This is a genomic window from Planctomycetaceae bacterium (assembly GCA_041398785.1).
Classification (GTDB): Bacteria; Planctomycetota; Planctomycetia; order Planctomycetales; family Planctomycetaceae; genus JAWKUA01.
Map to the genome: position 1 here is coordinate 185,705 of JAWKUA010000013.1, position 26,306 is coordinate 212,010.

Consider the following 26,306-nt stretch of genomic DNA (forward strand, 5'->3'; position numbering starts at 1 on the left):
GAGTGACAACGATGGCTCCAGATGCAGATTTCCAAAATGCTCACACTGGTATTACCGAATTGCTGTTTCGAGTTCAGCGGTCGCGGGATGAAGATGCTGTCAACCGCCTGTGGAACGTCTACTTCCGGCAACTTGCCCGCGTGGCGAAGAAGCTCCTGAGAAATTCGCCGAATGCCGTACACGACGGTGAAGATGCGGCGCTGAGTGCATTCCACAGTTTTATTCAGCGGGCCGAAGACGGCCGCCTGACACCCGTCGCAAACCGGGATGAACTCTGGCGGCTGCTGGTCACGATCACGCTTCGCAAGGTCCAGCGCCGGTACGAACACGCCGCGGCAAAGAAACGACGGATGCCGGACGATCTCTCGAAGCGTATCCGCGGATCGGAGGCACACATCGTCGAACAGCTCCGCATTGAGATGCGTGACCTGCTGGCCAGCCTGCCTGACGACACGCTTCACACGATCGCTGTGATGCAGTTGGAAGGACATTCCATTTCGGAAATCGCCGAGTCGCTGGGTGTCGCCCGAACGACCATTGACCGCAAGCTGAGGCGCATTCGGGCTTTGTGGTCGCGCCAGACCGGCGACTCAGAAGACACGACGCCGTAGAGCCAATGGTCTCGCTGCAATTCCTGACAACTGTTGGATCGCGCAAATGAACAAATCACTCCTGATCGTCGTTTTCCTCATGTCAGCCAACGGCCGCCACTTAACGGACGGTCTACCGACGCAGGAAGCTTCCCCCGACGTCACAGCGCGTCTCACTCGTGAAGAGGGACGTCACGAAGCGGTTCGCGCAGTGCCCACAGCCACCACGGCGCAAACGCAAGGGACGGTGATGTACCCAGCCGCTGTACCTGTCCGTCAGCAAACCGGCGTTGAGGCGCAGCGCACTCTCGAAGTCGCCGGCCCCGCTATCCCCGCTGTGGCCGCACGAGTCGCTGAAAAGTCGTTTCCGGCTCGGAGCTACCGGTTTTGCTCCGCGGACGACGACGATTCACCGGCAGACGACAGTTCAACGCCAGAAGACGCGGAACCTGCGGAATGTGCGTATGACTGGGAGTGCCGATACGGAACGCTGCATCGCAAGGCGATCGACTGGTGCGGGCGTCGCGGCAGCTACGGCTTCCCCGTCTTTCACACAGCGACCGATAGATCGGGCGAGACGATTCACGGACTTGTGTATCTCAGGCGATCCGCCTGCACCTACTATCAAAACGTTCCGTCGTACAAGCTGGGCCTGAAAGACCGGGCTACACCGGTACAGATGCTCCGTGCCGCACGAACCTGGGCGACAGACCAGGGACACGTCGGCGGCGTTGCGAATTGCCATCGAACCCGGCACGCCTATCCGGCGTGTCTGAACGGCATCATTGCCATCAATGCGGGCTTCGCAGACGAATTGCAGGTTTCGGCTGCCACACTGAAGCTCGGTGAAGCGCCGTCGATCGAAGACGTGTACCGAAAAGTGCATGACTATTGCCGCTCAAGGCCCGAGTATGCCAGTGGGTTTCCAAACGGCAACCGGAGCGACGATCCTTACCCGGAAACACTGTACAGCATTGTGGCCATCAGAATAAACGCGGCGACGTACAAACAGGTTCCCGCCGCGGAACTCGATGTCGACCCCAAATTCCAGCCGGAGCGGCCCGCCGAGTGGGGCAAATGACGCTCGACAAGCCTGAACACCTGTTCGCATTTTTGCCTGCCCACCAGTGAACAGATGGCAAGTTCGACCGCGATTCCTGGCGAATTCTGCCGATTCTGTCGAATTTGCCGCTGCACATCGCCGCTGGAATCTCACTGAAAGTGTTGTCGGCCGACCCACTGCGCGACAACCAGAAGACCTACTGAGTCCCGCGTCAGCCACAGGAGAATTCTCCTGTGGTTTCAGTACCGGGGGTGCGCATCGTGGCCGACGCTTCCGACTATCAATGAGGCGTGGCAGGCCAGCCGATGAATCTCTCTCAAATCCTCCGCAGATTTTGCGAGCAAACCCAGTCCCGATCATTCCGGCGAACTTCGCGGGCCTACCGTCGCCGCACTACAGCAGAACGGCTTGGAAGCCCCATGCTGCTCGCCGCCACCAACCCGCTGCCGCTGTCGAGCCTGAACGGCACGAACGGCTTCCGGCTTGATGGTGTTGGTGTGGATGACTGGTCGGGCTACTCGGTGAGCGACGTTGGCGACGTGAACGCTGATGGCTTCGACGACTTGGTTATCGGTGCATCCTCAGCCGACCCCGGCGGAAAGCAGAACGCCGGTTCAAGCTACGTCGTGTTCGGCAGGTCCGGCGGCTTCACGTCCGGATCCGACCTTTCAGCCCTGAACGGATTGAATGGCTTCCGCATTGACGGCATCGATGTCGGTGACAACTCAGGCCGTTCCGTGAACACCGCAGGCGACGTAAATGGCGATGGATTTGACGATCTGATTATCGGAGCGTTCTTCGGAGATGCCGGGGCAAGTAACGCCGGCGAAGTCTATGTCGTGTTTGGGAAATCCGGTGGTTTTGCGTCTGCGATTAACCTGTCGGCGCTCGATGGCGCGGTCGGCTTCCGGCTTGACGGGATTGACATCGACGACCGAGCCGGTGTCTCCGTAAGTGGCGCCGGCGACGTGAACGGCGACGGATTCGACGACCTGATCATCGGAGCGTATTTCGCAGATGTGGGTGCGAATAGCTCCGGTGAGAGCTACGTCGTGTTCGGAAAGTCGGGCGGTTTCGGTTCAGCGATTGACCTCTCGGCTCTCAACGGCTCCAACGGATTTCGCCTTGACGGAATTGATGCTGGTGACTTGTCCGGCATTTCGGTGAGCACTGCAGGTGACGTCAACGGAGACGGGTTTGGCGACGTTATTGTTGGAGCGAGTTTCGGCAAGGCCGGTGTCAACGCCGTGGGCGATAGCTATGTGGTGTTTGGGGCTTCGGCCGGCTTTGCATCGGCAGTTGATCTCGCAACGCTCGATGGGACCACAGGATTCCGCGTCGACGGAGTCGACGTTGACGACTCTGCAGGCCGAGCCGTGAGCAGCGCTGGCGATGTGAACGGCGATGGCTTCGATGATCTGATCATTGGAGCGTATCGATCGGATATCAGCGGCCTCAACAGCGGTCAGAGCTACGTAGTGTTTGGGAAGTCCGGCGGTTTCGCCTCGGCGATTGAACTGTCGGCTCTGAATGGAACAAATGGATTCCGCATCGACGGAAAGAACGCCGGTGATCAATCAGGCTGGTCGGTTTCAGGCGCTGGCGATACGAATGGAGACGGCTTCGACGATCTGATCATCGGCGCGCGTTGTTTGCGGATCCGGGCATGAGCAACGCAGGCGAGACATATGTTGTCTTTGGAAAGCCGGGCAGCTTTGCGTCTGCGTTGAACCTGTCGGGACTCGACGGTGTGAACGGATTTCGAGTCGAAGGAATTGACATCGACGACAGCTCAGGCGTCTCGGTCAGCGGTGCTGGGGATGTGAACGGCGATGGCTTCGATGATCTGATCATTGGAGCGTTTCTTGGAGATCCCGGGGCGGGCAACGCCGGCGAAACCTATGTCGTGTTTGGCGGCAATTTCACGGGTGGAGCTGAGACACTGGTTGGCACCGATGGCGGGGACACGCTGACGGCGGTTCAGGGTGCGGGAGCGGTTGACATTCTGATCGGGGGCCGCGGCGGCGATGTTCTGATCAGTGACGGCGGTGCCGATGTCCTGCGCGGTGGCGAAGGCGATGACGTGCTGGCGATTCCCGACGTTGACTTTAGCAGCACGCGTCGTCTGCTTGGTGGCAACGGCATCGACACGCTGCGGCTGGATGGCAGCAGTCTGACGCTCGATCTGACGGCGATTCCTGATAACCGCATCGTTGATGTGGAGGAAATCAATCTGGGAACGGCGTCCGGCAACACCCTGGTTGTGTCGGCTCTGGAAGTTCGCAACCTGTCGACCCACAGCAACACGCTGACCGTGCTTGGCACCGGTAGCACGGTGCAGTTCGCCGACGGCGGCTGGTCGGCACCGACAACAGTCACCATCAGCGGCACCAGCTTTCTGCAGTACACGAATGGCAGTGCGGTCCTGAATGTCCAGTCCGGACTGGATGTGCCGGTTGCAGCCATCAGTCTGGGGTCCCTGAACGGTACGACGGGGTTTCGGTTAGATGGGATTGACGAGAATGACGTGTCGGGGACTTTTGTGTCCGGTGCGGGTGATTTTAACGGCGACGGGTTCGACGATCTGATTGTCGGAGCCTTCCTGGCGGATCCCGGCGGCCGGACGGATGCCGGCGAAACCTATGTCGTGTTTGGCAGGTCAGGAGGGTTTACGTCGGCGATCTCCCTGAGTTCGCTCAACGGCAGCAACGGCTTCCGGATTGACGGAATCGACGCCAATGATCTGTCGGCACACGTCGTCTCGACCGCGGGAGACGTGAATGGCGACGGCCTGGACGATCTGATCATCGGAGCCTTCCGTGCAGACGTCGGGGCTGCGGACACGAGGGAAGGCGAGAGCTACGTCGTCTTCGGGAAGTCCAGTGGCATCGGGTCGGCGCTGGCCCTGAGCGGCCTGACGGCCGCCGACGGGTTCCGGATCGACGGGATCAATGCCGGTGACGAATCCGGCGGAGCGGTCTCGGCGGCCGGTGACTTCAATGGTGACGGTTTCGATGACCTGATCATCTCAGCGTACAAGGCTCACCCGTTTGGCATCAGCAACACCGGTGAAACGTATCTGTTGTACGGCAAGTCGGCGTTTGGTTCCTCCGTATCACTGGGCAGTCTGAGTGCCGGCGATGGTTTCCGAATGGCACCAAATTCCGCAGCGAACGCCGGGGATGGATTCGGCAGGTCCGTTTCCGGTGCCGGCGATGTGAACGGAGACGGCTACGCCGACCTGATCGTGGGAGCCTGGCTGGCGGATGCCGGTGGCGCGGCGGACAGTGGTCAGAGCTACGTGGTGTTCGGCCGCTCCAGCGGTTACGCCGGGCTTCAGAACGTGAATTTTCTGACGAACGGCATCAACGGATTCCGGATTGATGGTGTGGCCCCCGGCGGACGAATGGGTACCAGCGTCTCAGGAACCGGGGACATCAACGGAGACGGGCTGGATGATCTGATTCTCGGGGCTTACCTGACAGACCCCGCCGGGAATACGGATGCCGGTCAGACGTTCGTGATCTTCGGCCGGTCGACGGGCTTTCCGGCCACGATTTCGGTGTCCTCGCTGGACGGCACGAACGGGTTTCGGCTGGACGGAGTCGATGCATTGGACAAGTCCGGCTTCTCCATTTCGGGTGCCGGTGACGTGAACGCCGACGGCTTCGATGACCTGCTGATCGGGGCTCTCGCGGCGGATGGCGGTGGAAACACGGATGCCGGCGAATCGTATCTCGTGTTTGGTACGGCGGCGGGATTTGCGTCTGTCATTTCGCTGGATGTGCTGGACGGTACCAACGGAATTCTCATCACCGGTGCGGCTGCCGGTGACCTTTCGGGCATTTCGGTATCGTCGGCGTTTGATGTGAACGGCGACGGCTACGATGACGTCCTGATCGGAGCCTACCACGCCGCCGTCGGGGCATCCGCAAATGCTGGTGCGACGTACGTGGTGTTTGGGGGAACTTCACCGGCGGAGCGGAAACTCAGGTTGGCACCGATGCCGGGGACACGCTGACAGCGGTTCAGGGTGCGGGAGCCGTTGACATTCTGATCGGGGGCCGCGGCGGTGATGTTCTGATCAGCGACGGCGGTGCCGATGTTCTTCGCGGCGGTGAAGGCGATGACGTTCTGGCAATTCCGGACGTTGACTTTAGCAGCACACGGCGACTCGTCGGCGGCAACGGTCTCGACACGCTGCGACTCGATGGCAGCAGTCTGACGCTTGATCTGACGGCGATTCCTGACAACCGCATCGTCGATGTGGAGGAAATCGATCTGGGCACGGCATTCGGCAACACGCTGGTTGTGTCGGCTCTGGAAGTCCGCAATCCTGTCCGGCCACACCAACACGCTGACCGTGCGAGGCACCGGCAGCACCGTGCTGTTCACCGACGGCGGCTGGTCCGCACCCACAGCAGTCACCCTCAGCGGCACCAGCTTCCTGCAATACACCAACGGCTCAGCTATCCTGAACGTGCAGTCCGCACTGGCACCGCGACTCGCAGTCATCAGTCTGGCGTCACTCAACGGGACGACCGGATTCCGACTGGATGGCGTCGCGGCTTTTGATTTTTCCGGCCGATCAGTGAACTATGCCGGCGACGTGAACGGCGACGGTTTCGACGACCTGATTATCGGAGCTTCCGATGCCGATCCCCGTGGCAACGCCAGCGCGGTTCTTGCTACGTCGTGTTTGGAAAATCTGCTGGTCTCGCATCGGCGATCGACCTGTCAGCGCTGGATGGCACGAATGGCTTTCGGCTCGACGGGACGGTGACCGGGGACTACGCAGGCGTTTCTGTGAGCAGTGCCGGCGACGTCAACGGCGATGGCTTCGACGATTTGATTGTCGGGCTCCCTATGCCGATCCCTTGGCAACCCCGTCGCGGGTTCGAGCTACGTCGTGTTCGGGAAGTCCGGAAGTTTTGCCTCGGCAATAAATCTCTCGACACTCGACGGCACGACCGGATTCCGCCTGGACGGTGCCGCGGCCAACCTTCTTCCGGCTGGTCGGTCAGCCACGCGGGTGACGTCAATGGGGACGGCTTCGGCGATTTCATCATCGGGCCGCGTTGCCGATCCCGGCGGGAATTTCGCAGCGGGTTCCAGCTACGTCGTGTTCGGGAAGTCCGGCGGTTTTCCTCAGTCGTGAATTTGTCAACTCTTGACGGGAACACAGGATTCCGGCTGGACGGGGTCGCGGCCTTAGATCAGTCCGGCCGGTCCGTCAGCGATGTCGGCGACGTGAACGGTGACGGCTTCGACGATCTCATCATCGGGCTCGCGATGCCGATCCCGGAGGGAATTCCCAAGCGGGTTCGAGCTACGTCGTGTTCGGTAAGTCCGGCGGTTTTTCCTCAGTCGTGGATTTCTCAACGCTTGACGGGAACACGGGATTCCGGCTGGACGGTGGTGCGGCCTTCGATCACTCCGGCTGGTCCGTAAGCCGTGCGGGCGATGTCAACGGCGACGGCTTCAACGATCTCATCATCGGAGCTGGCGATGCCGATCCCGGAGGGAATTCCTATGCGGGATCGAGCTATGTTGTGTTTGGGAACTCCGGTGGTTTTCCCCTGGTGGTGAATCTGTCAACGCTGGACGGGTCCACAGGCTTCCGCCTCGACGGGGTCGCATCTGACGACCGTTCTGGCATCTCCGTGAGCGATGCCGGCGACATGAACGGGGACGGCTTCGGCGATTTCATCATCGGAGCTCGCGTTGCCGATCCCGGCGGGAATTTCGCAGCGGGTTCCAGCTACGTCGTGTTCGGGAAGTCCGGCGGTTTTTCCTCAGTCGTGAATTTGTCAACTCTTGACGGGAACACGGATTCCGGCTGGACGGGGTCGCGGCCTTAGATCAGTCCGGCTGGTCCGTCAGCGATGTCGGCGACGTGAACGGTGACGGCTTTAATGACGTGGTCATCGGGGCCTTCGGTGCCGATCCCGGTGATAAGAACGCAGCGGGTTCCAGCTACGTTGTGTTTGGCGGCAATTTTACCGGCGGCGCCGAAACGCAGGTTGGCACGGATGGTGGGGACACGCTGACGGCGGTTCAGGGAGCGGGAGCCGTTGACATTCTGATTGGCGGCCGCGGCGGCGATGTTCTGATCAGTGACGGCGGACCGGATGTGCTGCGCGGCGGCCAGGGTGATGACGTGCTGGCGATTCCGGACGTCGATTTCTCATCCACACGACGTCTGCTCGGCGGCAACGGAATCGACACGCTCCGACTGGATGGCAGCGGTCTGACACTCGACCTGACAGCCATCCCCGATAACCGCATCGTTGACATTGAGGAAATCGACATCACCGGCAGCGGTGCCAACATCCTGACGCTGAATCGGCTGGAGGTGCTGAACATCTCTTCGCATTCGAACACACTGCTGGTTCGCCGCGACGGAGACGACATCGTCAACATCGGCACAGGCTGGACTCAGCAGGCCGACGAAATCATCGGTCCGGAAACGTTCAACGTCTACACACAGGGAGCCGCCACGCTGAAGGTCCAGGCAGTCGCTGTCCCCGCAACGATCGCCGGTCGTCACATCTTCTACAACAACTCGGCCTACGACTTTGATTCGGACCCATTGACAGCTCCGTTCGGCACCGGCAGCGCCGCGGCAGATGCCAACGACGACTTTGCGATCGCCACGGATAAGTCCGCTCTGCAGGCCGGCAGCAAGGCCACATTTGCCAACTACACCAGCTTCAGCAATGGCATCAACGGCATCATGGTGGACATCGCCGATCTGGCCGGTACACCGACGGTGTCCGACTTTCAGTTCCGAATTGGCAACGACAACAACCCGACCGGCTGGTCCGCGGCCCCGGCTCCGACGAGCATTACGGTTCGCTCGGGTGCCGGGGCTGGCGGCTCCGATCGAGTCACGCTGATCTGGCCGAATAACGTCATCCAGAAGACCTGGCTGCAGATCACGGTCCTGGCGACGCCAAATACCGGACTGGCGAGCGACGATGTCTTCTACTTCGGAAACGCGATCGGCGAAACCGGCGATGCACCGACGGCCAACGCCTTCGTGAACGCGGTCGACCGAACGCGAATTCTGAATAATCCAAAAACGTTCCTGAACCGCGCGACCGTCACGGACCTGCACGACATCAATCGCGACAGTCTGGTCAATGCGATCGATCGCACGATTGCTCTGAACAACGGCACCACATTCCTGACCGACCTGAATCTGATCGATCTGACAGGTGGAGGCGGAGGCGGTGCAGCCGCTGTCGGTCAGCCGGAGGCCGGTACGGGAATTCCAGGATCGTCAGGGATCGCGGATTCCGGCCAGGTTTCGCTTGTTCCGATGCAATCGGCAACTGTCGTTCCGTCGGCATCACGACAACCGACGGACATCGCAACGCTGTTCAGCGCTGTCTCAGGCACTGCCGTCGATGCAGTGCGAGACTCGATTGGTCCGGCAGACACTGGCCCAGCGATCCAGCTTCCGTTGATGTCACGGGGACCTTCACGTTCGTCGTCCGCCAGACGACCGGCTCCTGCTCGACTCGAAACGGCATCCGTTCCAGCCCCGGTCGCGGAAGACCGGTTCCCGGATTTCGTCGGCGATGTGCTGGACTCATTGTTCGGAGCCGAGGACGAACGCGAGCGGCTGCTCGGTGAATTGTTGTTTCTGATCTGATGACGGTCTGCCGCTGCGGCGGCGTGGTTGGTGACGCGTCGCGGCGTTTCCTGAAGTTTCCTGTAATTCACTCATGGGGGAAGTTGTTGATGTCATACCGTATGTTTGTCCTGACAGTCATTGCGATAACCGCCGTCAATGGCTCGTTGACCAGGGCTGCCATCATCCGTGTCGAAGACACAACGCTGCAGGCGAACACCGCCGGTCAGATTGTTCGGATTCTGGGCAGCTATGAAGGGCGCCGGCGCTCGCCGCCCTGGACGGTGTCAATTTCAGCGTACTGCTTGGCAGAGGCGGACCGGATCTGGGTCTTCCGGGAAATATCACCGGCCCGGCGATCACCGGTATCAATCTGAAGCCGGTCGGCGGTGTCCTGTCGGGATTCACCAGCGCCCAGAACGAAATCGACCTGGGCGGACTGACACAGATCGTTCAGGCAGATCTGCTGCGTGCCGACGCGGATGTTCCAATCACCGGCGCCTTCACGGACCAGTTGCTCGCCGAACTCATCGTCGACACAACCGGCTTCGCAAGCGGGACGTTTCAAGTCGCGCTTCAGGACAGTGACCTGGGGGTCACGTCAACGTTTCTTGGCGGCGTGGGCGGCAGTCTGCCGACGACGCTGCAGTCCGGCTCGTTGACGATTTCCGCCGTGCCGGAGCCGGGGACTGTTGGCCTGCTGGCCTGCACATCCTGTATTCTGGTTGGTGCCCGCGTTCGCCGTCGCTGGTCGCGCGCGAGTCAACATGACCTCCGAACTTCTGCACGATGCGCTCCCACAGTGTCGTGATCTGACACCATGTGCCGTCCATGCGGTCTGCGAGGCTGTGCGGGCGGTTTTTTTTTTATCCATGGAAGTGACACCGGGAGCTGATGGAATCTGAGTCGCCGAACCTTCGTGAGTCCGAAGCCGCGCCGTCGCGGTCGCTGCGTTGTCATTCCGATTCTCGGGATGCACCGCAGCGGGACATCGATGGTGGCTCGGGCGCTGAATCTGATGGGCCTCGAACTCGGCCAGCCGCTGCTGGAAGCAACGCCGGACAACCCGCACGGCTACTGGGAAAACACGTTCTTCGTTCAGGTCAACGCGGAACTTCTTCAGACGCTTCGCTGTGATCCTGATGGCTTCGCACCGCCTGAACAGTTGCTGCAGCTTCCGAAACTGTACGAACGCGTTGTCGTTGAGAATCATCGCCGGGAACAAATTCGCCAGTTCATCCGCGACGGTTTTTCATCCTCCGTCTGGGGTTGGAAGGATCCTCGAACAGTTCTGACTTTCGGCGTCTGGCAGCGACTGCTGACGGAGTTCGGCTATTCCGATATTCGGCCTGTCGTTGTGGTGCGGCATCCGGAAACCGCGATGCGATCGCTGATCCGCGCGCGAGCGGGGCACGGCCGGCGTTCGCATCCAGAACGGCGAACTGGCGGGCATGGCCGGCAACCTGTGGCAGGCATACAACCGAATCCTGTGGGACCGCTGTCGGGAACGACTGGCTGATCTGCACGTACGAGTCACTGACCTGCGCGAACGCCGCTGTTTCGCAGTTGAAGCGTATGGCTCGCTATTGTGGTCTCGACGAAGCACGCGCCGATCTGGCAGCAGAATCGATTCGGCCGCACAGGTGGCGGCGGCGCGGGATTCAGTGGGCTCCGTCGACGGCCGCCTGGTCGAACTCTATGAACGATTTGCTCAGCGGACCGCACCGGGGGATTCCAGTGTTATTGGTTGCAGTGATCCGGACGAAGCTCGCCTGCTGCGCCGTGCGGAGGATCTGAAGCGAAACGGCCGGATCGATGCCGCCGTCGAACTGCTGGAGAAAGCTCTGAACCTGCGGCCACAGTACCGGGCGGCCCGGTTTCTGCTGGGCTATACACTGATGGAGACCGGTCACATCACACGGTCGGCCGAACATTCGAACCGGCTGATCGAAGCGAATCCGAACGATGCCGCAGGGCACGGGCTGAGAGCCTTCGGGCTGACTCAGCAGGCCAGGATCGAAGATTCCATCACCGCGTTCCGCGAATGCCTGAGATGTCTGCCGTCGAACAACGTGGCCTTGTCGAACCTGCTGTTTTCGGGCGCTATACGGAGACCACCACGACGCCGACGCGGTGACGCAACTGCATATCGAAGCGTCGCGGGAGATCGAACGAAACGTGCAGATCACCGCAGTCACGGAGCGGCTTCCACCGCTGAAGCAGCCGGGTGCCGGGTCTCGCCCACTGCGAATCGGCTACCTTTCCGGCGACTTGAAGAAGCATCCGGTCGGCTATTTCCCTGCGGCCCATCCTGCAGCACCACGACCGAACCCGCGTCACTGCCTGCTGCTATCACACTTCACCCGCCGAAGACGACCTGACCGCCATTCTGAAAGCCGCGTCAGATGAATGGTGTGACGCGCACTCAATGTCCGACGAACAACTGACCGGACGGATTCGGCTCGACAACATCGATGTGCTGATCGATCTGTCGGGACATTCGCCGGCAACCGAGCGGGCGTGATCGTCCGTCGGGCAGCTCCCGTGCAGGTCATGTACCTGGGTATCCCTGCACATCCGGCTTCACACAGATGGACTATGTGTTGTCGGACAGCCATCTCAGTCCGGCCCGGTTCGAGAACCTGTACACGGAACGCGTGCAGCGGCTGGATCATTGCTTCCTGTGTTTTCATCCGTATCCAGATGCACCGGAAGTTGCTCCGCCGCCGTGTGAATCGAACGGCTTCATCACCTTCGGTTCGTTCAACAACCTGCCGAAGATCAGCCCTACCACCATTCGCCTGTGGTCGGATGTGCTGAAGGCAGTTCCGAATTCCAGGTTGGCGATCAAGGCTCTTTCATTTGTTGATGAAGGGACCCGCGAACTGTTTGCCGGACAGTTTGAACAACACGGAATCACCCGCAGCCGGATCGATTTGCTGCCACCCACAGTTCCGCTGGCGAAATTCCTGCACGAGTACCGCCGCATCGACATCGGCCTGGACCCTCTGCCCTACAACGGCGGCACCACCACTTGCGAAGCCCTGTGGATGGGAGTCCCCGTCATCACGCTGCCCGGCCGACACTTCTTCGAACGCATGGGACTGAGCATCCTGAAGAATTTGGGTTGCGAGGAGTGGATCGCCGAGTCTGCGGAAGATTTCGTCCGTTCAGTGCTGCGGAGGTTGCCGGTCGGCCGGAACAGCTTCGGCGTGATCGACGGGCGCTGCGAGATCGGATCCGTGAATCGCCGTTGTGCGACGGAACGTTGTTTACCCAGGGACTGGAACGTGCGTATTGCTCAATGGCATCATTCGGAAGCGGGATCGTCGACCAGTGATCGTCCGATTTGTCGCTGCTTCGCGGCCTCGTCGAGGGAACTCCTGTCTGTTCCAGCACTTTCGTCAGGGCGAACCGATAGTCGAGCACTCCCGGTGCCAGTTCGACTGCCCGGCGAAACGCGTGCAGTGCAGCGTCGTCATTGTGAAGCTGGTCTTCCAGAGTTCCCAGCAGGAACCAGTGCAGCGGGCTGCGGGAATTCGAAGTGATAAACCGGAGCTGTTCGGCTGCTTCGAAAATTTTCCGCTGCGAAACTGCAGTTCGGCCAGAATGTCGGTCAGTTCCAGACGTCCTTCCAGCGTCAGGTCGTCCAACTGCAGCCCCTGTACGGCGAGTTCGATGCCCTTGTCCGCTCGGTTGGAATCGCGTGCGATTCCCGCGAGAGCCGTCAGCAGTTCGGCGTCGCGCATACCGCTGGCGTAGGCTCGCCCGAGCAGTTCCTTCGCCAGGTCCATTCGCGGCATTTGTTCGTCGGATTTGCCCGCCATTCGAACCAGCTTCAGCGCCAGACCCAGGCACGGTCCCGATCCGCGGAGGGAAGATGGCTCAGCGACTGCAGCGAATCGAGCAGCAGCGACGGCGTCGGTTCCGAGTTTCCGCCGGTTTCGCTTCGTCATGAATTCCGATGCGATGATGCGTCGCCGCGACGTGTGTGACCTCCGTGTCGCCTCGCGGCATGTGACATCCGGGCGCAGTTGTCCTGATTTTTGGATTCGCGAATATCCAGCGGCATTCGGCAGGGCTGCTGCTGATGACATTCCAGACACACGGATCGGTGGTGAGCCGTCCGGCCGGCGTCATCGCGGCTTCCGTGAGGTTCGTGGCAGGAGATGCAGGTCAGAGTCTTCGACTTCTGATAGCACTGACTTCGACGCAACTGTTCCACATGCCCCGCGATTCGAAGATCGTTGTCCGGCTGCCGCTTTCGAAACTCCAGTCGGTACTCGCTTAGCGGCAGCCCCGGCCGGAAGTCCTCAGGCCGCCGGCCTCGGATGGTCGCCTGCACTTCGCCGTTCAGGTGGCATTGAGCACACACGTCTTCGGACAGTTCCCGCGGCAGACGATTAGGATTCACAATCGTCAGATCGTCGCGGGATTCGTCGAAGTCACCGGCCGCTCGCTGTGCCGCGTGCAGTTCGCCGGGACCGTGGCAGCGCTCACACCCGATCGACATCTCGACGATCCGGTATCGCAGCCCGCTGTGTTCCGGCTTTTCGCTGTGTTCCAGCTTTTCGACGTGGCCGGAATGACAATACAGACAGCCGCTGCGAATGACGCGACCGAAGCCGGCCTGGTCGGCGGAGTCATAGCCCGGCGACAAATCCCAGTGCTCACTCGCGGCAAACCAGGTCACCGGGGATTCCACTGAAAACCATCGTCTTCGGTCAGGTACGACCGCGCGACGTGGCCCGATCCGATTTGATAGGCGATGGCGTGAGCCTGCAGTTCCGGACCCGGCCCATCCGCCTTCAGGACGGATTCGCGGTGCCACATCGTGTCGCCGTCGTACTCCACCCGGTAACTGCGGCGCGACAGGGATGGTTCACGGTGGCTTCCGGAGGCTGACCCGCCTTCGTCACGCGCCAGCGACTGACTGTGCTGCGTCGTGAGAAACGACGCGTGCTGCTGTTCGTGGCATTCGCGGCAGGCGTCGCTTCCGATGTAACGAACGCCGGATTTCGTGTTCAGGTACGGACTTTCCGTACGCGGCAGCTTCGCGGATACGCCAGCACGGATTCGGTCGGTCGGCGACTGCGGGTTCGGGGCGGCGACCGGCGTGTGAAGTCGTCCGGAACGAACCGCGACCGCGATCGCGATGACCGCCGCGACTGCCAGCAACACCGCAAAAGGAAACCAGGAACGCCGTCCGTTCGGCCGTTCATGCTGAGAACCGTCGGTTTCCGAAGTGTCAGAAGATTGAACCATACGGCAATCGTACTCAATCGTTGCAGCCCGCAGGCAGGCATTTGGGGTCGATTTCAGGACGTCGTTCCGAAGCTTCGCGGATCAACCGTGCAGGGTCAACAATTGTCTGACTCGGAAATCGCGGTGCGACGGAAAGTGCTCGGTGCGACCAGTACCAGACTCCATCCAACCGTCAACAGAATTTCACCAGGTATTTTCACCTGACTGAAGATACTAGGGTCGAAGTTTGATCGCCGTGCAGGCGATCACACGAGGGGAGGGCGTCCGGGCACCGGGAGTTCCCTGTGCGTCGCCCTCCCCGCGATCGAACGCCTGAACGGCATTCGATCGGCGACCCTCCCGTTGAAACGGGAGGGTGAAGCAATTGTCGCTCTGCATTGGTCAATTCTCATCTGCCGATCGCTTTAGTTTTGCCGACCGCAAACACGCAGTCGCGCCAGCGTCCTCCGAGCAAAGCGTTCGCGCATCCACCTCTTCCAGCGCAGCGTCGGGGTGAGGTCGCACCAGCAAAGCGAAGTGCGGGAGAGGGCCGCACGCGCGATCAGGTTGCGGTCAGCGCAGCGGGAAGCTCGCCAATCGTCTGCCGCGTGGTAGACTTTGCTCGAAGCGTCGCCAGCTCCCGGAGCCATCATGTCACAGTCAGATTCCCAACAATCCCGCGCCGATGAAGAGCCCGCGCCGACGGTTCTTGCGGCGCTGCGCGGGCAGCGGGAAGGTTTGTCGTGGTCGGCCGCTCGAAGGCTGCTGCAGTCACATTGCGTGGCGATCAATGGAGTTCTGTGCGTCGACGAAGCTCGACGACTGACGCCCGGTGAGACACTCAGCATCGGAACCCATCCGTTCCCGGCTCCGCCTTCCGATGATGATGTGGCGGTGCTGCACGTCGACCAGGATATCGTCGTTGTCGACAAGCCGTCGGGGATGGTGACGCTGCGCCGGCTTTCGGAACGAAGCTGGTCGGCGGCTCGCCGCGCTGTGGCCCCGACGCTCGATGAAGCCGTGCCGCGTCTGATCGCACGTCACGCCGCGGATCGGCGCGGCACGAAACTCCGGCAGCGTCGGCCGCAGTTGCTGTCCGTTCACCGCATCGATCGTGATACCAGCGGTCTGCTGGTGTTTGCCCGCAACGAGGAATCAAAGCAGAAGATCATTCAGCAGTTCGCCGAACACGCGGCCGTTCGAAGGTACCTGGCAGTGATTCCCGGAACCATCGTCGATCAGACCATTCGTTCGCAGTTGATCCGCGACCGAGGCGACGGATTGCGAGGCAGCACCTCCGACACGTCAATCGGCCAGCACGCGGTGACTCACGTCAGCACACTGCGGCGCGTCGGGGAATACAGCGAACTGGAATGCCGGCTGGAAACCGGCCGGACGAATCAGATTCGCATTCATCTGGCGGAATTGGGTCATCCCGTCTGCGGCGACATCAAGTATCGCGGACCTGTGGGAGTTCCCGGCATGGAAGACTTCAGCAACGCACCACGGCTGGCTCTGCACGCGGCGGAACTGCGGTTCGTTCATCCGACGACCGGGGAAACCATGCACTTTGAACTTCCCTGGCCGGTTGACATGCGGCGGTTTCTGAATCGCCTGCAGGCCGGGCGACGGTGATGTCGGGCGGGGGATGGATGGTCTTGTAGCTCCGCCTTTTGATTTCAGATTTCAGATCTGAGATTTCAAATCGATAATCGCAAGTTTCAGATCTGAGATTTCAAATCTCAAGTTTCAAATCTCAAGTTTCAAATCGCTAATCTCAAGTTTCAATTCGCAAACTGAAAACTGACTCATTGCCATCCAAACACAAACGTCAGAAGCCTCGAAAGCAGCCTGTTCCGTTTCGAAAGCACTCTGTTCCGCTTAGCGAACGTGTGGAATTGCATGCGGACTCCGGAGCGTCCGCCGTCGAACCGGTGGAATCGCTGGCTCCTGACCCCGCGGCGCCGATTCCGGCAGTCTTCGTGAAGAACCGGATTTCTCACACGGCGGTTTTCCGAAAGCAAATCGATCGCGTTGATGGCGCGAAGCCGGGTGATCTGGTTGCCGTTTACGCATCCGGCGGGCAGCTTCTGGGTTACGGGCTGTACAATCCGCGCAGCGAGATGGCTTTGCGAATGCTGTGGCGCGGTGATGAACTTCCGACGATTGATTCCTGGGATGAAAAACTTCGCGGCGCTGTGGCACTGCGCCGTGACGTGCTGAAGCTGGATCAGCACACGGACACGTACCGCATTGTTCACGCCGAATCGGACGGCCTGCCGGGACTGATGATCGACAGGTTCGGCGACGTGATTTCCGCGGAAGTGTTCAGTCTGGGCATGTATCGTCGAGCGGCGGCACTGCTGAACCGGCTGGCTCCGATGGTCGAAGCGAAGCACATACGTGTGCAGACGAGTCCGCAGTTTTTGTCGCAGGAAGGATATGATCCGCCGGCGATCGCGTCCGACGGCTGTCCGTCGCAGGTGACGGTGCAGGAATACGGAACTCGCTTTCGCATTCGGTTTCAGGGCGGACACAAGACGGGCTTCTTCTGCGATCAGCGGGAGAACCGCCGACGCCTGGCCGAGTTCTGCGAAGGAAAAAGCGTACTCGACCTGTGCTGCTACACCGGCGGCTTCGCGGTGCAGGCAAAGACGCTCGGCAAGGCCGACGACGTCACCGGCGTGGATCTCGACGAAGAACCGCTGCAGCTCGCCAGGGAGAACGCCAACCTGAACCAGGCTCGTGTGCGTTTTGTACAATCCGATGCGTTCAACTACATGCGAGACATGATCGCCATCAGCCGGCAGTTCGATGTCGTCGTTCTGGATCCGCCGAAGCTGATTCGATCTCGCGCGGAAATTGAAGAAGGCACTCGCAAACACTTCGCTCTGAATCGACTGGCCATGCGGCTGGTCAAACCAGGCGGTCTGCTGCTGAGCTGCAGTTGTGCGGGACTGCTGCCGGAACAGGAATTCATCAACCTGCTGGTGTCGGCGGCTCGACAAAGCGGCGACGAACTGGAACCCGCCAGCGGCGACCGCCCCGCTCGCCACGCGGCTCGCACGATGCAGATCATCGCCAAAACCGGAGCAGCCCCGGATCACCCGGTCATCAGCACATGCCTGGAAACGGAATACCTGAAGGCCGTCTGGATGGTGATGGGGAGTTGAGAGTTGAGAGTTGAGGGCGGCGCGAGTTAAGGGAATGGAATGTGGAGCGTTGCGACGGGTCACTGCATGTCTTTCGGCCAGTCCGCGACTTCGGTCCATGAGGCGCTGGTCGTGTCGATCAGGCGAGCGAGGACGGTGCCGTTGCTGGTGACTTCCGCCAGCACTTCGGCTCCGTCGGGAACACTGCGAAGCGACGGGCGCAGGTCCGCCAGCCGGTGAACCAGCAGCAACAGGCCACGCTGGTTCACATCATACGTGAACGGAACGAGCCGGATGTTTCGCTGGCGGACGACGGGAACGCACTGTTCCCAGTCGGGCAGTTGAAACTGGTGACTGACCGGAGCAACCATCACCGTCGAATTCTCAGGGACCTGGTTCCAGAAGTTTCCGTTCAGCGCGTCCGCCCAGTATCCGGCTTCCAGAGGAGGAGACGTCGGCGATGCGGACTGAATCGCGCGTCCGGCGACGTTGTAGAAGTCCACCGCGCAGGGCCCCGGCACTGGAGTCGCCAGCACCAGATCCGCGGCGATCAGCAGCAGACAAGCGGCGGCAAGTCCGGCGCCCGTCCGCGTCACGAGCGGATTCGCATCAGAGGTTGTTCGCTTCAATGATGTCTGCAGCACCTGAACCGTTCGAACGATGCTGCGTCCCGCCAGCAGACTCAGAGGCGGCATGATGACCAGATACAAACGCGTGCCGTCGTAAACCGGAGTTCCGGGAATGGCAAACACAATCATCGGCCAGACAACAGACAGGCTGAGCAGCAGGTCGTCGCGATCGAATTCGGGCCGCCGCGTCAGAACCCGCCAGCCGATCGGCACGAACACGGCCAGCGGTACAGTCACGGCTGTCATCACGAACGAAAAGTGCCAGGGCACGGCCTTGTCCGTGAATCGATGCCCGAAATACCACGTGTAAAGCGTCAGCCGCTTCGATGCCTGCACGAAATACGCCAGCGTGTTTTCCCACGGAGCCAGCCACAACCACGGCCAGCCGACAAAGAACACCGCTCCACCGACAATTCCCCAGAGCACGACAGGCCGGATCGCTCGCGTTCGGTACCGCCAGAGTGCCCAGATGCAAAGCATGGGAGGAAACAGAATGGCCTGGATTTTTGTCAGCAGCAGAAGTCCCAGGAACAGGCCGGAGACTGCTGCCTGCCTGGTTGTGGGCGGTTTGTCTGCGGTCCACCAGGCCAGAATCGGGACCAGCGCCGCCAGCCATGCCAGTGACGTCAGCGTTTCCAGAGACGCCAGTCGCGCGTGTCCGACAACTCGCGGCATCAACATCAGAAACACGGCCGCGGCGACGGCGGTGCCGACGCCGTATCGCCGCCGGGCGAACTCCGTCAGCAGCAGTACCGTCGCCGCGAACGCCATGCACGAAGCCAGCCGCGCGGCGGGAATGTTCAGCGGCGACGCTTCGGCACCGGAAATCAGCCAGGCCGTGGCTTCGTGAGCGGCTCCCAGGCACAGCCTTCCCAGCGGTGGGTAATCGGCCATGTATTGTTCGTCGCCGAAGACATCCTGCGCGGCAGACGGAGTCAGCAGCAGCGGTCCGTGCTGCAGTAATGCGTCGAAAAGATAGATGCCGTGCGAGACATTGATCGGTTCATCCAGCGTCACACCCGGTCCGGCGGGCAGCGACGAATCGACCAGTCCGTGATTGATGCGAGACGCCGCGAGCAGGAAGGCAACGGCAGCAAGAGTCATCGGCGTGACGTATTGCTGAAGTCTCATCTTCATTCGCTCAGCCGAAATCGACGGATCGCGGAGCACACTGCAACAATCAGACAGAAGGGGAACGCGATCGTCGCGTTCAACCATTCGCCCGGAATGGTCCACGAAACCTCGTGGTTGCGGGCGAAATTTCCTGTGCCCGCTCATTCGCCCCGTTGTCAGCTTACGTTCGCGCAAAAGAAAATGCCGGAAGAAGGTCGTTCATTTCGGTGGAAACCGGAACAACCTTCTTCGCGGCAGTTTTCGGGCAACACCGTTCGAAGCGGAACGGGTGTCTTGATCAGCCGGCCAATCAGGCCAACTGCTTTCTTCGGCTGACGAGCGTCCGGATGCGTTCTGCCAGCAGAGCGGCGTCGAACGGCTTGCGGAACGTTTCGTTGAAGATTGTGCGATCGAAACCTGAAGCGTTGTCTTCGTCGCTGAGCAGTCCAATGAGCACGGTTTCGGCGTACTCGTTGTTCTTCTTCAGGTTCTGAGCAATCATCAGGGCTTCTTCGCGTCCCATGACGAAGTCCACCACCACGCAGTCGGGGTGAATGGATTCGGCCTGGATGCCGGCTTCAAATCCGCTGGCCGCGATTTCGATCTTGAAGTCATCGTTGGCCATCATTTCGCCAAGACTCGTGCGAGTCATGCCGTCGGAACCAACAAGCAGAATCTTGCCCATCGCTTCGTCTTCCAGCTCGCCAAGAGGCATGCCGTGTTCCTTCAGAAAGCGAATCAGATGTTCGCGGGGAATACGGCGGTCCTGGGAACCGGGGATTCGATATCCTCGAAGGCGTCCGGAATCGAACCACTTCGAGACGGTGCGGGGGGCAACTTTGCAGATCTTTGCTACCTGTCCAGTAGTGAAGATCGTTTTCATGGGCGGGCTCTCCAATCAGTTCTCACTTAACAACCCGGGATTTCGTCATGATTTCCCAGGTCGTCACCCCCTGAGTTTCTGAATGCGTGGTCGGCTCACAGAGCCCAAACTGTCGTGAAACCACTTCAGAGGTTGCGGGTCGGGGTAGTGACAGGGGTCCATTTTGGGATGCGTGCGGCGCACCCCCTGTGCCTTCACAAGACACATTTTCGGAAGGAAAGCCTTGTTCGAAGTCTGCGGTTCCGCCTGGGACTCACGCATCTGCCGCAGAATCGCCTCCTGCTGCGTCGAACGCTGACTTACCCCCCTGGCGACCGCGTGACCGGTGTGTTGTTTGCCTCCCTGCAATGAGAATCGCTTACTCACTGCCACCACGGCATGACAATCGCCTGAGTGATTTGTCGTCATGCCGATGGGGACGACTTTAACCTTCTTAACAGAGCTGCACTGGCTGACGACTGACCTGTCAAGATCAGTTGCGACGAAATGACACGTAAAGTTGCCTTCCTGTCCTTCCCAGAATACGCATCGCTCCGAAAAATCAGCCGACATGACCGGGCGCAGTCGCCCGAAGCTTTGCCAGTGTTCGCGGTCGGCAGAGTCAACTCAGACCGGATACGTCGCAGAACCTGACGCGCTTGCAGCGCGGAAAATTCTTGTGACGGAGTGGCGCGCTTCGCCGATCAGATCGACGCGCGCTCACTTTTCCCGTTCCCGGAAACGCGCGAGATCTGCAGCACGGTGTCGAATGCAGGGCCGTGTCGCCGCATTCAGCCCGGAGGCCCGTCGATGTGTTTTGAAGAGCGAAGCGCGGACAAAGCACAGCATCGCCAAAGCGATCCCGGCGGCGACGGCGGCGTACACCACCCGCGAACTATGTCACGGTGATGTAACCGGCCCCCGATTGCTTGTAAGTGGCGACCAGGTCGGACTGTTCGATGACGTACGGAAATGCGATTTCCGCTCCGTCTTTCACAGCGCCCTGGTGAGCGGCGAAGTACGTGCCCTTCGGCGCGCGGAAGACGTACATGTACTGCGTAGAGAACCCCAGCAGCGCAACGGCCTTCGGCGGCTTCGGTTTGCCAGCGTCGGTCCAGGGAAAGGCAAAGATCAGTCGGCCCCCTGAAATCGGCTGGCCCTTTTCGTCCACGACCCACTCACCCGACTTGAACGGATTCAGTCCCTCGGCTTTGACCGCACCGGGCAGGACTGATGTGCAGTGGACGAACACCTGTTCGGCTCCCAGCCGAGACACCGACCAGTCTGTCTTCTTTTCAGTTTTCAGACCGGATTCGGGTTTGGTCGTCGGTGTCGACAGGGCGTAGAGCATGATCTGGTTCCAGGTGTTTGAACAGGTGGACTCCGCCGACAGGACGACTGCCGCCGCGGCGAACAAGCTTAGATTGCGTTACGCTTATTGCCGGACGAACGCGGTGGCTTGCGAGCCGAAATCGATCGATGCCGGTCGAAACTCCGCCGGTTCTGCCGGATCGGCGGATTGAACGAAGCGAGTGCTCACGGACGCGGGGCCGACGACCGGCGATCCAAACCCAGCGGTCGCCGGACGTTGCCACGAAACCGACAAGCGGCACCGCGCGTCGAGGTAAAATCCCCGTCGGAGATTTCCCACCGTGCATTCCACCGGCGGATGTCACAACCGCTGAATGAACAGGCGGCGCTTCCGCAATTCCATTCGCGTTCCGAACCGCGCGGGCAGCGTCGCCGGCTTCCGCTGACTACTCGACCGTCGAAGGATCAAGCCCCGGCAGACCGTCGATGCTGACGGCGTTGTTGTCCTTCACATAGTCCCGCAGTGAGGTCGTCCCTTTGCGATCGGCCCATTCCGTCAACTGGGCTCGCTGTCCCTGAAATTCGTACAGCGGCACTCCGAATCCGCACGAATCGGAAATTCGATGGCAGTGAATACGCACGAAGCACCGCAGACCGCTGTAGGCCGGAAACAGCTCCGCGACGGATGCGAAGTCGGCGTGAGACTGGTCGATCACTTCACCCGATCCATGCAGTCGCACAATTTTCGGAGGGCCATCAAACGCGCAGAACATGACGACGATGCGGCCGTTTTCACGAACATGGGCCACCGTTTCGATCCCGCTGCCGATCAGATCGCAATACACGATCGTTCGCCCGTCGACGACCCGCAGCGAATCCAGACCCTTCGGTGACAGGTTGACAAAACCCTGCGCGGAAAGCGGAGCCGTCGCCACAAAGTACACGTGCTGGGCCTGAATGAAGTCACGCAGGCGATCATCGATCTCAGCGTATGTCTTGCCCATAGTGCAGTTGCCATCCGGAAAATTCGGAACCCGGCTTCTTGATCGAAAAACGCCACTGCATGTCCGAAGGATTCCACCGGCCGCGATTCCTGAATTGGCGCAGAATATCGTCGGCCGCAAACCACGGCGAGCGTCGGGACTTTCGGAGAGCCCGGGCACGTCTTCCGCCGCAGTGTCCGGGCGAGGTCGAGAAAGCGGAGCGGTGTTCGGGTCAGGAGTGAGCGCGCATGCGGCGTCTTGCCGAAGTGGTCGCGACCGCCAGGGCGATTACCGGGTTCCGGTCGACAGCAGTTGGTCGGCGATTTGCAATGCGGTTTCCGAGCCGGAGATTGGAACGCTGCGGCATTCTTCAAGGTTGCGGAACCAGGTGTGCTGGCGTTTGGCGAATTGCCGCGTGGCGGTCCTGATCTGCTCGACGGCATCCTTCAGGGAAACTCCTTCGCGAATGTGGTCGATCAATTCGCGATAGCCCAGAGCCTGGCGGGCGGTGCGGCCGGGAGGCGGGTTTCGCTGCAGCAGTTGACGAGTTTCCTGAAGCAGCCCGGAGGCCATCATCTGATCCACTCGCCGATTGATGCGGTCTTGCAGCCATTCGCGGGGCGGTTCCAGCCAGAACACACAGCCTGGCCGCTGACCGACGGGCTTCGGGCCGTGATGATGCTGTTCCGACAGTGGCCGACCGGTGATCTCGAACACTTCCAGAGCTCGGATAATTCGCCGCGTGTCGTTCGCGTGCAAGCGGTTTGCCGTGGCGGGATCAATGTCGCGAAGCCGCTGATGCAGCCATTCACCGCCATGTTCGGCGGCCTGATCTTCCAGACGGCGACGCAGCGACCAATCCGCCTCAGGCCCCTGGAAGACGCCTCGCAGCATTGATCGCAGATAAAGTCCGGTGCCGCCCACAAACAACGGCACGCGGCCCCGGGCAAGGATTTCGGTCGCGGCGGAACGAGCGGCCTGCAGGTATTCCGCAACGCTGAAATCTTCGGAAGGATCCGCGACGTCAATCAGGTGGTGCGGAACTCTGTCTTGTTCGGCGGCGGACGGTTTCGCCGTGCCGATGTCCATGCCCTGGTAAACGGCCATGGAATCCATCGACACGATTTCGGCGTCCAGCCGTTCGGCAAGAATCAGCGACGCTTCCGATTTCCCAACCGCCGTCGGTCCCGCCAGGAACCAGCAGCGAGTCAGGATGTCGGCGGGAAAGTGCATCGAGTCCGAACGCGGCAAAGGATTTGCCGACCCAGTGGCGTAGAAACAAGCGTTCTTCGAAATGACGCCCCAAACTTCCCGTCGAAGCAAGCACCCGGACCGGCCCGAGCGACGTTGCCGTTGTGTATCGCTGCCGATTCCTGCATGACAGCGCCGCCGCGTCCTGTTCATAACGGCGGCTTGCCGTCGCGGGACGAACTACTGAAAGTTGAATTGCGGCGTATTTTTCGGCTGCACGTCGTCGAAGTCACGAAGCGGAGGAATCGGTCTGGAACCGGATTCCCGATCGAAGGGTCTCGGATTGGGAGCCCATGGTTCCGGCTCCGGACGGAGAGAATCCACATCGTCCCCAATCACTGGTTGCCCGACCTGCAGCATTTGGGTTGCGATCTGAGCGGCACCGGTTCCCGGATATTCGCCCGCGATCCCCTGCAGAATCTGCCTGGCTTCGGCCAGCTTTTTCTCAGCCTGCAATCGAAGAATGTCGGCGTCGGTGGACTTCAGAGCCTCCTGCAGTTCCGCTTCGTTCATCAGCGCGGCCTTGCGTTGTTGAAGTTCCAGGTATTGCTGACGCAGCGAGTCGGTGGATGGAAGTGCGTCACGTTCCGAAACATCCGGTGCCGTCAACGAATTCAGGATATTGGATTCCGGCGACTGAAGCGGCGCAGGTTCGAGCGCGGGTTCATCGAACCGCGGGGCTTCATCGAACAGTGCCGGGAATTCCTGAACCGCGGCAGATGCTGGTGACGGCGGGTCATTCTGCTTGGTCACCGGCAATTCCTGAGGCACAGCGCGATGCGTCGCAATGAAAACGAAGACAGTTCCGGCAAGCAGAATCCAGGGGAAAGACTTCATTGTCGAGCACTCCATCGATGGTCCAGGGAAAGTGTCACGCGGCATCGCGTTGCTGAACGGGATGATACCGTTCGGCAAGACAGAATGTCCAGAAGTGACTTCCTGCGGCAGCGACGTCTATTCGCCGAATGGCAGCGGAGCAACTTCGTAGCCGGGCCGCATGGCGATGTTCATCAACAGTCCGACCGCGAAGCAGGTGCTGATCAGACTGGAACCGCCGTAGCTGCACAGCGGAAGCGTGGTGCCCGTGATCGGCATCAGTCCGACCGTCATGCTGCTGTTGATCAGTGTCTGAGTGCCGATCATCGTCACAATGCCGACGGCGACCAGTCGCGCCCACGGTTCGTTCGTCTTCGCGGCCGCGGTCAGTCCTCGAAACACAAGTGTCGTGTACAGCAACAGCAGCAGTCCAATTCCCGCCAGTCCGTAACGTTCGCCGATGACGGACAGGATGAAGTCGGTGCGAGCGGCGGGAAGGCGGTAAGCGGTCGAATCCTGAGTGATCGGTTCGTCGTGAGTGATGCTGCCGCCGAGGCCGCCCAGAGCCAGCACCTGTTTGGACTGGTGCAGATGAAATCCGTCGCCGGACGGAGTGGGTCCGCCATCCTTTTGTGTGAAGACCATCACCACGCGCGATCGCTGCTCACTGGTCATTTGCTGCCACAGCAAAGGCAGCAAGAGAATTCCGGTGGCCGCCGCGGCCAGCAGATGCTTCCCGTTGGCTCCCGCGGCGAACAGCATTGCAAACAGAATCGGCAGGAACAGCATCGCCGTGCCCAGGTCCGGTTCGCGAAGAATCAGCAGCAGCGGAACCAGAGTGATCACAAACGGCGGAATCAGCCCGGCCAGAGTCTTCTGGTTTTCGCGATACATCAGGTAATGGGCCAGCGCCATGATGAAGGCCAGCCGAGCCGGTTCGCTGGGCTGAAAATCCATCAGTCCCAGCGGTATCCAGCGGCGCGAACCGTTGATTGGCGCCATGAACAGAACCACGACCAGCAACAGCACGCATCCCAGATAAAACCACGGGCTCAGGTGTCTCAGATTTCGATATGGAACAGCCGTCACGGCCAGCATTGCGGGCCAGGCCAGCACAATCCAGATCAACTGCCGTTCGAACAGCTTCGACGGACCGTAGAGCTGGTCCGCTCGATGAAGTCCCAACAATCCCGCCACCGTGATCAGCAGGCACGGGATCAGAATCAGCAGCGGAAGTTGTCGAAGCTGGAAGGGCACGGGTTGGGAGTTGAGAGTTGAGAGTTGACGGTTGACGGTGGACGGTTGACGGAAGCGCCACTTGTTGGCGGCGCGGGATTGGTGCTTTCCCGTCAATCTCTGACGACTTCCGACAGGATATTTCCGTCGACGAATCTTGTGGAGATCTGATCGCCGACGGTGACATCACTGACGGAACGCAGCAGCCTGCCGTCGACGGTGGTTGTCAGCGAATAGCCCCGGCCGAGCACTTTCAGCGGGCTCAGGGCGTCCAGTGAAGCGGCTGTGGAAGCAAGTTTCTGCTGCAGTCGTTCGTGCAGCAGCCGGACACTGCGCTGGAGGCGATCACTGTATTCGTCGCAGAGCTGCCGGCGTTCATCGATCATCGTCTGAGGCCGCTGGAAGACGCTGCGACTT

General features: G+C 60.5%; 23 protein-coding genes. 11 read left to right on the forward strand and 12 right to left on the reverse strand.

Annotated features, from left to right (window positions below):
- Nucleotides 1-11 precede the first annotated feature (11 nt).
- The 7 genes from R3C19_16320 to R3C19_16350 all read left to right on the forward strand — a co-directional run bounded on the left by R3C19_16320 (nucleotide 12) and on the right by R3C19_16350 (nucleotide 9,313).
- A complete protein-coding gene (locus R3C19_16320) occupies nucleotides 12-611 on the forward strand; it encodes an ECF-type sigma factor (protein MEZ6061911.1) in 600 nt (199 codons plus the stop codon).
- 229 nt (nucleotides 612-840) lie between these two features.
- Nucleotides 841-1,671 (forward strand): hypothetical protein, encoded by an 831-nt coding sequence (locus R3C19_16325; GenBank protein MEZ6061912.1) that lies wholly within the window; start codon nucleotides 841-843, stop codon nucleotides 1,669-1,671.
- Between the two features lie 401 nt (nucleotides 1,672-2,072).
- Nucleotides 2,073-3,323: an integrin alpha gene (locus R3C19_16330; GenBank protein MEZ6061913.1), complete on the forward strand. Its 1,251-nt coding sequence runs from the start codon at nucleotides 2,073-2,075 to the stop codon at nucleotides 3,321-3,323.
- Complete coding sequence (locus R3C19_16335) at nucleotides 3,320-5,674, forward strand: integrin alpha (GenBank protein ID MEZ6061914.1); 2,355 nt, start codon at nucleotides 3,320-3,322, stop codon at nucleotides 5,672-5,674. Before R3C19_16330 ends, R3C19_16335 begins: the two co-directional genes overlap by 4 nt.
- A 288-nt stretch (nucleotides 5,675-5,962) precedes the next feature.
- Nucleotides 5,963-6,436 carry an FG-GAP repeat protein gene (locus tag R3C19_16340; GenBank protein MEZ6061915.1) on the forward strand — a complete coding sequence of 158 codons (474 nt, stop codon included), beginning with the start codon at nucleotides 5,963-5,965 and terminating at the stop codon, nucleotides 6,434-6,436.
- A 553-nt stretch (nucleotides 6,437-6,989) separates the two neighbouring features.
- On the forward strand, nucleotides 6,990-7,514 hold the full coding sequence (locus tag R3C19_16345; GenBank protein ID MEZ6061916.1) for a hypothetical protein: 525 nt from the start codon (nucleotides 6,990-6,992) through the stop codon (nucleotides 7,512-7,514).
- Nucleotides 7,493-9,313 carry an integrin alpha gene (locus R3C19_16350; GenBank protein ID MEZ6061917.1) on the forward strand — a complete coding sequence of 607 codons (1,821 nt, stop codon included), beginning with the start codon at nucleotides 7,493-7,495 and terminating at the stop codon, nucleotides 9,311-9,313. Before R3C19_16345 ends, R3C19_16350 begins: the two co-directional genes overlap by 22 nt.
- Nucleotides 9,314-9,542: 229 nt before the next feature.
- Here the strand turns inward: R3C19_16350 and R3C19_16355 are convergent, their stop codons facing one another.
- Complete coding sequence (locus tag R3C19_16355; protein ID MEZ6061918.1) at nucleotides 9,543-9,860, reverse strand: hypothetical protein; 318 nt, start codon at nucleotides 9,858-9,860, stop codon at nucleotides 9,543-9,545.
- 351 nt (nucleotides 9,861-10,211) lie between these two features.
- On the opposite strand from R3C19_16355, the gene R3C19_16360 reads away from it, so the two are divergent.
- Nucleotides 10,212-10,811: a hypothetical protein gene (locus tag R3C19_16360; protein MEZ6061919.1), complete on the forward strand. Its 600-nt coding sequence runs from the start codon at nucleotides 10,212-10,214 to the stop codon at nucleotides 10,809-10,811.
- A complete protein-coding gene (locus R3C19_16365; GenBank protein MEZ6061920.1) occupies nucleotides 10,744-11,673 on the forward strand; it encodes a tetratricopeptide repeat protein in 930 nt (309 codons plus the stop codon). The genes R3C19_16360 and R3C19_16365 overlap by 68 nt, the downstream gene beginning before the upstream one ends.
- Nucleotides 11,674-12,696: 1,023 nt before the next feature.
- Here the strand turns inward: R3C19_16365 and R3C19_16370 are convergent.
- From R3C19_16370 to R3C19_16380, 3 genes are all read right to left on the reverse strand, one after another.
- The gene (locus R3C19_16370; protein ID MEZ6061921.1) at nucleotides 12,697-13,119 is read right to left on the reverse strand and encodes a hypothetical protein; all 423 of its coding nucleotides are present in this window, start codon (nucleotides 13,117-13,119) and stop codon (nucleotides 12,697-12,699) included.
- 125 nt (nucleotides 13,120-13,244) lie between these two features.
- Nucleotides 13,245-13,985, reverse strand: a complete 741-nt coding sequence (locus tag R3C19_16375) for a cytochrome c3 family protein (GenBank protein MEZ6061922.1) — start codon at nucleotides 13,983-13,985, stop codon at nucleotides 13,245-13,247.
- Nucleotides 13,982-14,557 (reverse strand): hypothetical protein, encoded by a 576-nt coding sequence (locus R3C19_16380; GenBank protein MEZ6061923.1) that lies wholly within the window; start codon nucleotides 14,555-14,557, stop codon nucleotides 13,982-13,984. Before R3C19_16380 ends, R3C19_16375 begins: the two co-directional genes overlap by 4 nt.
- Nucleotides 14,558-15,187: 630 nt before the next feature.
- Here R3C19_16380 and R3C19_16385 point away from each other — a divergent pair.
- Both R3C19_16385 and R3C19_16390 read left to right on the forward strand, forming a co-directional pair.
- On the forward strand, nucleotides 15,188-16,171 hold the full coding sequence (locus tag R3C19_16385; GenBank protein ID MEZ6061924.1) for an RluA family pseudouridine synthase: 984 nt from the start codon (nucleotides 15,188-15,190) through the stop codon (nucleotides 16,169-16,171).
- A gap of 176 nt (nucleotides 16,172-16,347) precedes the next feature.
- Nucleotides 16,348-17,709 carry a class I SAM-dependent rRNA methyltransferase gene (locus R3C19_16390; protein MEZ6061925.1) on the forward strand — a complete coding sequence of 454 codons (1,362 nt, stop codon included), beginning with the start codon at nucleotides 16,348-16,350 and terminating at the stop codon, nucleotides 17,707-17,709.
- A 59-nt stretch (nucleotides 17,710-17,768) separates the two neighbouring features.
- Here R3C19_16390 and R3C19_16395 read toward each other — a convergent pair whose 3' ends face one another.
- The 8 genes from R3C19_16395 to R3C19_16430 all read right to left on the reverse strand — a co-directional run.
- A complete protein-coding gene (locus R3C19_16395) occupies nucleotides 17,769-19,448 on the reverse strand; it encodes a glycosyltransferase family 39 protein (GenBank protein MEZ6061926.1) in 1,680 nt (559 codons plus the stop codon).
- A gap of 292 nt (nucleotides 19,449-19,740) precedes the next feature.
- Nucleotides 19,741-20,313 (reverse strand): helix-turn-helix domain-containing protein, encoded by a 573-nt coding sequence (locus tag R3C19_16400; GenBank protein ID MEZ6061927.1) that lies wholly within the window; start codon nucleotides 20,311-20,313, stop codon nucleotides 19,741-19,743.
- A gap of 874 nt (nucleotides 20,314-21,187) precedes the next feature.
- Nucleotides 21,188-21,643, reverse strand: a complete 456-nt coding sequence (locus tag R3C19_16405) for a hypothetical protein (GenBank protein MEZ6061928.1) — start codon at nucleotides 21,641-21,643, stop codon at nucleotides 21,188-21,190.
- A 406-nt stretch (nucleotides 21,644-22,049) separates the two neighbouring features.
- Entirely contained in the window at nucleotides 22,050-22,607 is a 558-nt protein-coding gene (locus tag R3C19_16410; protein ID MEZ6061929.1) for a pyridoxamine 5'-phosphate oxidase family protein, read from the reverse strand.
- Nucleotides 22,608-22,874: 267 nt separating this feature from the next.
- Nucleotides 22,875-23,819, reverse strand: a complete 945-nt coding sequence (gene miaA, locus R3C19_16415; GenBank protein ID MEZ6061930.1) for a tRNA (adenosine(37)-N6)-dimethylallyltransferase MiaA — start codon at nucleotides 23,817-23,819, stop codon at nucleotides 22,875-22,877.
- Between the two features lie 198 nt (nucleotides 23,820-24,017).
- Nucleotides 24,018-24,674, reverse strand: a complete 657-nt coding sequence (locus R3C19_16420) for a hypothetical protein (protein MEZ6061931.1) — start codon at nucleotides 24,672-24,674, stop codon at nucleotides 24,018-24,020.
- Between the two features lie 117 nt (nucleotides 24,675-24,791).
- Nucleotides 24,792-25,910, reverse strand: a complete 1,119-nt coding sequence (locus R3C19_16425) for an FtsW/RodA/SpoVE family cell cycle protein (protein ID MEZ6061932.1) — start codon at nucleotides 25,908-25,910, stop codon at nucleotides 24,792-24,794.
- Between the two features lie 92 nt (nucleotides 25,911-26,002).
- On the reverse strand, nucleotides 26,003-26,306 hold a 304-nt coding region (locus R3C19_16430), incomplete at its 5' end, for an exodeoxyribonuclease VII large subunit (protein ID MEZ6061933.1).

What these genes read in the sequence shown, in the direction of transcription:
- R3C19_16320 (MEZ6061911.1), top strand. Translation starts at nt 12, where the DNA reads ATGGCTCCAGATGCAGATTTCCAAAATGCTCACACTGGTATTACCGAA.
- R3C19_16325 (MEZ6061912.1), top strand. Translation starts at nt 841, where the DNA reads ATGTACCCAGCCGCTGTACCTGTCCGTCAGCAAACCGGCGTTGAGGCG.
- R3C19_16330 (MEZ6061913.1), top strand. Translation starts at nt 2,073, where the DNA reads ATGCTGCTCGCCGCCACCAACCCGCTGCCGCTGTCGAGCCTGAACGGC.
- R3C19_16335 (MEZ6061914.1), top strand. Translation starts at nt 3,320, where the DNA reads ATGAGCAACGCAGGCGAGACATATGTTGTCTTTGGAAAGCCGGGCAGC.
- R3C19_16365 (MEZ6061920.1), top strand. Translation starts at nt 10,744, where the DNA reads ATGGCCGGCAACCTGTGGCAGGCATACAACCGAATCCTGTGGGACCGC.
- R3C19_16370 (MEZ6061921.1), bottom strand. Translation starts at nt 13,119, where the DNA reads ATGGCGGGCAAATCCGACGAACAAATGCCGCGAATGGACCTGGCGAAG.
- R3C19_16380 (MEZ6061923.1), bottom strand. Translation starts at nt 14,557, where the DNA reads ATGGTTCAATCTTCTGACACTTCGGAAACCGACGGTTCTCAGCATGAA.
- R3C19_16385 (MEZ6061924.1), top strand. Translation starts at nt 15,188, where the DNA reads ATGTCACAGTCAGATTCCCAACAATCCCGCGCCGATGAAGAGCCCGCG.
- R3C19_16395 (MEZ6061926.1), bottom strand. Translation starts at nt 19,448, where the DNA reads ATGAGACTTCAGCAATACGTCACGCCGATGACTCTTGCTGCCGTTGCC.
- R3C19_16400 (MEZ6061927.1), bottom strand. Translation starts at nt 20,313, where the DNA reads ATGAAAACGATCTTCACTACTGGACAGGTAGCAAAGATCTGCAAAGTT.
- R3C19_16405 (MEZ6061928.1), bottom strand. Translation starts at nt 21,643, where the DNA reads ATGCTCTACGCCCTGTCGACACCGACGACCAAACCCGAATCCGGTCTG.
- R3C19_16410 (MEZ6061929.1), bottom strand. Translation starts at nt 22,607, where the DNA reads ATGGGCAAGACATACGCTGAGATCGATGATCGCCTGCGTGACTTCATT.
- miaA (MEZ6061930.1), bottom strand. Translation starts at nt 23,819, where the DNA reads ATGCACTTTCCCGCCGACATCCTGACTCGCTGCTGGTTCCTGGCGGGA.
- R3C19_16420 (MEZ6061931.1), bottom strand. Translation starts at nt 24,674, where the DNA reads ATGAAGTCTTTCCCCTGGATTCTGCTTGCCGGAACTGTCTTCGTTTTC.